This is a genomic window from Geomonas sp. (assembly GCF_056994735.1).
Genome location: NZ_JBXKJL010000233.1, coordinates 1 through 6,586 on the forward strand (window position 1 = coordinate 1; position 6,586 = coordinate 6,586).

The window sequence follows — 6,586 nt, forward strand, 5'->3', positions numbered from 1 at the left end:
GTTCGAACCTGTAGAGACTGACGCGGCTGATCGATATAGACTATCTTTCGTGATGAACAACTCAGGAGATGTCGGTGACGCGGCGAAGAAGGGAATGAAAACAGGCTTCACCTTCGGAGCCATGGGCAGTACTGTCACCGACCACTACACGTTTTCCGGGAAATGCATCTCACCCGAAGGGAAAGAATTCTCTTCGCCTAAGTATGAGCATGCGTTGCATTCGACGGTTGGCCGTGCGAAAGGTCCTGATGGCCTCTCTCCTACTACACCGGAAAAGGGCGTCAACGAAATCATCGACGACTTCGTTCTGAACTTTCTGAAGGACTACCAGGCAAGTGAGTTGAATGCTGCTGCTGGAACAAAGTAGGTAGGAAGGGTGAAGTTGGAAGAGAAGGAGGACCCTCGTGAGGATCCTCCTTCTGTCATTGGAAGTTATGCCATCATCTGCTTTACCGTCTCTCTTGCCTGCTGCAGAACCTCCTCGGGGACTCCGTCGACGGTGCCGGGGCCGATGCCGCAGACGCGGACCAGCTTGATGTCGGTGAAGTTCTGCCACTTCAGGAAGCTTTCATACCGCGGGAAGATGTCTGCAAACATGGACTCATCCGGATGGCCCTGGACCTGCACGAAGATCATCTTTTTCGGGCCCAGACGGCTCGGCTCGGGATTGGTCGTGTAGTCGGGGACCAGGTACGAGAAGGTCCGGTCGATGAAGCCTTTGAGCTGACTGGAGATATCGCCGTAATAGACCGGCGATGCGAAGACGACGAGGTCAGCTTCCTTCACGGCGCCCAGCACCTCGGCCAGATCGTCCTTCAGCACGCACTCCTCGTGCCCCTTCTTGCAGGCGTAGCAGGCCTGGCAGCCGCGGTAGGTGAGGCGGTTCAGTTCGAAGGTCTTTGCCTCAGCCCCAAGTCCGGATGCGGTCTCCGTGATGCATTTTGCGATGGTGGAGCTGTTCCCCTTGCTGCGCGGGCTTCCCAGCAGTGTTACTATCTTCATCTCTGTGCCCTCCTTGAGTTGTAATTTCCGCTGCGCATATTAGACCGACAGCAACTGTTTTTGAAGCAGAAATTGCCGCCGAAGTATCCCCCCGCTGGTTCTCCCCAGGTTGGTGAGGCTGCTGTCTGGCGAGCAGGTATAACTCTATCAAAGACGGCTGTCATCTCTATTAAAAAAACTCTTGATTGTTTCCCTTCCTGTCATGCTATTCTCACCTCCACCGTAAACCTGATAAGCTTTATCCCTGACAGCTTCCGTTGCCTGCTTGTGAGACTGATGCAATGACTTTGATTACCAATGCTCTCTTCCCGGTTCTTTCCATGATTCTTTGCGGCTTTCTCCTGCGCCGCAGTCAGTTTCTTCCGGATGCTTTCTGGCCGGGTGCGGAGAAGCTGACATACTATCTGCTGATGCCGGCCATGCTGATAACGAGTCTGGCCAACAAGAAGCTTGGTGACCTCCCGTGGCTGAAACTCCTGGTCACGGTCGAAGGGACGGTGCTGGTGAGCGCCCTGCTCCTGACCCTTTGGTGGCTGGCCAACCGCCACATCGACGGGCCCACCTTCACCTCCCTTTTCCAGGGTGGGGTTCGCTTCAACACCTTCGTGGCGCTGGCGCTGGCTGAAGGACTCTTCGGGAAGGAAGGACTTCTCCTTGCTGCGCTGGGGGCCGGGCTCATGATCTTTCTGATAAATGTCCTCTGTGTCACAGCCTTTTCCTTTGCCACCAGCAGCGGGGGCTATAAAATCGGCAAGATCCTCATTGACCTTGCCAAAAATCCCCTCATTATTGGATGTGCGGTCGGGATCGGTTTGAACGCGGCGGGAATGAAGTTGCCGGCGGCTATCGACAGCACATTGACCCTCGCCGGAAAGGCCGCCTTCCCGATCGGGCTCATGGCGGTCGGGGCAGCCTTCCGGGCGGGGCAGGTGGCGGCCTGCTGGCACCCGCTGGTGGTGAGCGCGATGATGCAATTCGTCTGCAAGCCGTTCCTCGCCTGGAGCCTGGCCAATTACTGCGGGCTTTCCGGACTCGCGCTCAGTGTCTCCGTGCTCCTTTTCAGCGTCCCGACTGCTCCGGCGGCGTACATCCTCTCGCGGCAGATGGGGGGGAACCACGACGCCATGGCCTCGATCATCACGGTACAGACCTGCTTGTCCTTCTTCACCCTTCCGCTGACCATCTGGCTGCTGGTTTAATAAGGGAACTGACACAAAAGGAGCTCGAACATGGCGGAGCCATCTATCATCCGATCCGCGCTGTTTGTCGACTTTGACAATATCTTTCTGAACTTCCACAACCAGGACCAGAACCTGGCCAAGGCCTTCGCCACCAGGCCGGAAAGGTGGCTGCGCTGGCTTGTGGAGTCATCAGTCGAGCGCCGCATCCTGATCCGCAGGTGTTATCTCAATCCCTCTTCCTTTGCCGACTTCAGGCCCTACTTCACCAAGTCCGCCTTCGAGGTCATCGACTGCCCTCCCTTGACCAGCCGCGGCAAGACCAGCACCGACGTCCACATGGTCATGGATATCCTGGAGACCCTGCACCACTACCCCTCCATCGACGAGTTCATCGTCCTTTCCGGTGATGCCGACTTTACCCCCGTCTTGATCAAACTGCGCAAGCACGACCGCAGGACCTCTGTGCTGGCAGTAGGATACGCCTCGCCGGCCTACAAGGCCTCGGCGGATAACGTCTATGATCTCGACGACTTCATCAGCGACGGCATCGGCTTTGTCGATGTGGAAGCTGACCGGGAAATCCCCGACTCGGTGACTGTGAAAACCGGGGGGAGTCTCATCGGCCGCATCTCCGGAAGAGTCATCGAGGTAGTCTCGGAGTCGGGGCCGGTCCAGGCTGCGGATTTGCCGAAGATTTTCCGGGAGTTCAAGGAGTTCGGGCGCGATACCAATTGGCTGGGATATGGGACTCTGCGAAGGCTCGCCCAGGAGCTGGTCAATTCCAGGCAGGAGCTGGTGCTCATCGAGGATGATCCGTGGAAAATCGGCTGCCACGCTCCTGCCGCGGAGATGGCAAGTGAGGATCTGGAGCAGGCGCCGGTGGCGGTAGAACCATCCCTCACTCCCGAGACCAGGCAGAAGATCGAGGAGTTCATCGTCGACACCGTCAAGACCTCTTCCGTCCCTGTTGTCATGGCCAAGATGGCCCATCTCCTGTCCCTGAAATTCGGACCCGCCGTGATGGAATCGCAGTGGTTCGGAAGCGGCAGCTTCAAAGGGCTTCTTGGCCAGCTGACCTTGCTGGGAATCGAGCAGTCCAGCCTCATGTCCGGGTTCCTCTACGATCCGGCCATTCACCAGGCGCCTGAAGAGAAGATGGACTCGCTGCAGGTGAAGATTCACAACATCACCGACACGCCGCTCCTTCCTGCCGAACATTACCAGGCGCTGTTCCGTTGTCTGGCAAACGAGGTCAACACCAACGGATACAGTCTGAGCAGGACCTCCAAGGCGGTACGGGATTGCTGCGCCGAAGAGGGTGCCGCGGTAGCGCGCAGCCATGTCAACTTCGTTCTGCTGGGCTTGGGGCACGTGAGATACCGGTTCCAGCCGGGACAGGTGGACGCGGCCACCCTGGCGCAGAAGTACTTCGAGAATGTCCTCAATCTCTGCCGCGGATCACGGATCACTCTCAGTGAGGAACAGACAGCGTCGGTGAAGGAATGGTTGACGGGGAAACAATAGAATTGCGTGCTTCGACAGGCTCAGCACGAACGGAGTACATAACGCACCTGAGGGGCCAGCACATGAACGGAGTACATAGCATCTGGCGGAGTGCATAATGCACCTGAGCGGCCAGCACGGAGTACATAATGGAGCTGACGGGCCAGCATCGACTCAGTCGGCATCTTCCCGATCACTACCAGACCGTTCACCCTGAGCTTGTCGAAGGGTGCAAAGATACCTGGATTCTCCCCTGCCGCGACTATGCCAGAGTTTCAGAATAAATTGCGACTTGCTTTAATGCCTATAAAAGGAGTGCTTGATGAAGCGACTGTTATTGATAGCCCTGATTTCTATCGGTCTCTTGAATGGCTGCGCCGGTGACAAGAGCAAGGAGCTCTACGAGACCGCACAGTTCGAGGAAAAGCAGAATAACCGGGATCACGCTCGCCAGCTCTACCAGGAGATCGTCGAGAAGTACCCGAACAGTCCACTGGCGAAACAGTCACAGGAAAGACTTGCTGCCCTGTCGCAGAAAAAGTAATCCCTCCAGTTTCAACACAATCTGCCGATATCTCCTTGTGGGGAGGATGAAGCAATGGAAATAAGCGATATGGCAGCTTTCCAGGTGGCAAATGCGGCGGCGCTGGTGCAGCAGCAGGCTACCATGGCAATCATGAAGAAGTCGGCGGATGCCCAGCAGCAGATGGCAAACATGATTGCCCAGCAGGCAACCCAGGCCAAGGTTCAAACTGGCTTTTCAGTCTATGCTTAGGTAGCAAAGAGGGCAGAGACGGCACCTGCTCTCTTTCGCCGACCTCTGAGACTCCTGTTCCTCCAACTAACATCTCGTCACAGCAATAGAAAAACCGGCTTCTCCGACGTGGAAAGCCGGTTTTTCCTATTTTCGAACACAGTAGGCGAAGATCATTATCTCAGGCTTGGCCGCTCCTTCTGCTGCCGTGATCGACCTGCCCTGACTTCTTCAGTCACTCCATCTATCTGCTACATCACTTTCCCCGGCTTCTACAGAGACTATTCTAGTAGACATACCACCCTCTGTCACCCTCGCGGCTGGCGCTGTCCCTGAAAGCATAGAAGATGCTGGTATAATGACCGCATGCCAAAACACGACCACCCCTCCCACCCCGGCGTGACGCCATGAACATTTTCAAGGAGATCACCACCGTTCTCGGCTGGCTTTCCGGCTCCCTCGCCGGTATTGCCGCTATCTTCTATGCCTGCGGATATTTGATCAAGAGAGCTCATCTGAATCTCCTCGGCATCAGCGCTCTCTTCTCCTTCAGCCAGGAGCAGTACATGCAGGAGGGTGCCAGGTTTGTGGCGGATATGGCGGACCTCCTGTCCCGGATCGCCCTGCCGCTGCTGCTCGCCGCCATCGCCGTCGTGGCCCTGGTTACGGTGCTGCGCTGGATGGGGCTTCGTCGGCAGTTCGACGCGGTAAAGGGCCGGTTCACCAACTTCGTTTCCTGCCGCCCGCTCGGATGCCGTTCAGCAGCTTACTCGGTTCTCCTGGTCCTCCTTGTCCTGTTGATCGACCGGGAACTGGCTCTCTTTTCCGCGCCGCTGTCGGTTTCCGACCTCCTTTTCGTCCAGACCTCTGCAACCAGCGGCGACGCCGCCCGGATCAGGGATTGGCTGGTGGCGGGCGATTCCGCGAGCCTCGACAATGTCTATTTCAACCTCACCCTGAGCGTGATCAAGGCGGGCGTCCTGTTGCTCCTCGCCTGGCGGGTCGTAGAACCTTGGCGCCTGCGCATCCTCTTGACTGCACCCTTCGCCCTGGTCTTCCTGCTCTCAGTCCTGCTCCTCCCCATGGCCTACGGTGTCCTCAAGCGGCCGGCCCGCTTTCCCCGCGTGGTGGTAGCGTCCGAGACCAAGATGCTCAGCTCGGTGCGGGGCGATCTTTATCTGCTGGACAAGACGTCCGACGAATTCGTGCTCTGGGATGCCGCGGGGCGGCGGGTGCTCTGGCTCCCGGGTGATGAAGTCGATTCGGCGGAAATAGGGCAATCCCGTTATCTCTTCGGGGTACCTGCGGGCAGATAGGAGGAACTATGAAACGTCCCATCCTGGTCCTTCACCTGGCTTTGATGATCTCGTTCCTTGCCGCCACCGGATGCGTTTCCCTCACCACGCAGCCCGGCAGCGTCATCGGGACACTGCGGGTCTCCGGGCCGAGCGTCTGGTTGAACAGTTCAATGGGCAGGGATGGGGACCCCGTCCTCATCGGCTCCACCGTCGCCACCGGTGCGGGATCGAGCGCCATCGTGGAATTCCGCGACGGCGGTTACCTCCAACTGGATGAAAATACCGACCCTTTCTTCGACTGGCTGGAGCAGAGCAAATGCATCCTGGTCCGGATGTTAAAGGGGCAGGCCTATCTGAAGCGCGACCGTGCCTGCGTCGAGGGGCCCAACATCAGCCTGGTCTTGAACAGCGAAGCCAATTTCCTCGTTGAGCGCCAGCCGGCCGTGACGGAGGTGACGCTTCTCAGGGGGAGGGCGGACGTATCGGTACCTGCAACCATCACCCTCCTGCCGGGCCAGCAATTCATCGCCAGCGGAGGACGCATCGCGGCGCTTCGGACCCTTTCCCCCGCCGAGCTCAGAGGAGTCGTTGCCTGGCGCAGGAACTACAGATTCGTCAGGACTGCGCCTCCCGAGGTACCGTCGGAAATAGAGCCGTTCGGCACCACCCGGCCCAGGCCTCCCTACCCCGGTCACCCACGGGGAACCGAGACGACGCCGGCACCATCGGGTGAATCGACCACGCCACCTCCCTCAACAGGCACCACCGTAAAGCCAGGCACCACCATAAAACGTGAGATGGGCGTTCCACCTTCACTTCTGAGGAAGAGCCCGGGGTCCGATATACGG

At 58.0% G+C, this 6,586-nt stretch carries 8 protein-coding genes; 7 read left to right on the forward strand and 1 reads right to left on the reverse strand.

Annotated elements, in window-relative coordinates; genetic code table 11:
* Positions 1-367: hypothetical protein (locus AC11W3_RS09985; RefSeq protein WP_484092950.1), on the forward strand; the 367-nt coding region annotated here is incomplete at its 5' end.
* A gap of 65 nt (positions 368-432) precedes the next feature.
* On the opposite strand, the gene AC11W3_RS09990 is transcribed toward AC11W3_RS09985, so the two are convergent.
* Positions 433-1,002 carry a flavodoxin family protein gene (locus tag AC11W3_RS09990; protein WP_484091416.1) on the reverse strand — a complete coding sequence of 190 codons (570 nt, stop codon included), beginning with the start codon at positions 1,000-1,002 and terminating at the stop codon, positions 433-435.
* Positions 1,003-1,283: 281 nt separating this feature from the next.
* Between AC11W3_RS09990 and AC11W3_RS09995 the strand changes: the two genes are divergently transcribed.
* The 6 genes from AC11W3_RS09995 to AC11W3_RS10020 form a co-directional block, all read left to right on the forward strand.
* The gene (locus tag AC11W3_RS09995; RefSeq protein WP_484092951.1) at positions 1,284-2,201 is read left to right on the forward strand and encodes an AEC family transporter; all 918 of its coding nucleotides are present in this window, start codon (positions 1,284-1,286) and stop codon (positions 2,199-2,201) included.
* 30 nt (positions 2,202-2,231) lie between these two features.
* On the forward strand, positions 2,232-3,707 hold the full coding sequence (locus AC11W3_RS10000; protein ID WP_484092952.1) for an NYN domain-containing protein: 1,476 nt from the start codon (positions 2,232-2,234) through the stop codon (positions 3,705-3,707).
* A 301-nt stretch (positions 3,708-4,008) separates the two neighbouring features.
* The gene (locus tag AC11W3_RS10005; protein ID WP_484092953.1) at positions 4,009-4,230 is read left to right on the forward strand and encodes a tetratricopeptide repeat protein; all 222 of its coding nucleotides are present in this window, start codon (positions 4,009-4,011) and stop codon (positions 4,228-4,230) included.
* Between the two features lie 54 nt (positions 4,231-4,284).
* Positions 4,285-4,461: a hypothetical protein gene (locus AC11W3_RS10010; protein ID WP_484091420.1), complete on the forward strand. Its 177-nt coding sequence runs from the start codon at positions 4,285-4,287 to the stop codon at positions 4,459-4,461.
* Between the two features lie 386 nt (positions 4,462-4,847).
* Complete coding sequence (locus AC11W3_RS10015) at positions 4,848-5,756, forward strand: hypothetical protein (protein WP_484091421.1); 909 nt, start codon at positions 4,848-4,850, stop codon at positions 5,754-5,756.
* A gap of 8 nt (positions 5,757-5,764) precedes the next feature.
* Positions 5,765-6,586: FecR family protein (locus AC11W3_RS10020; protein ID WP_484092954.1), on the forward strand; the 822-nt coding region annotated here is incomplete at its 3' end.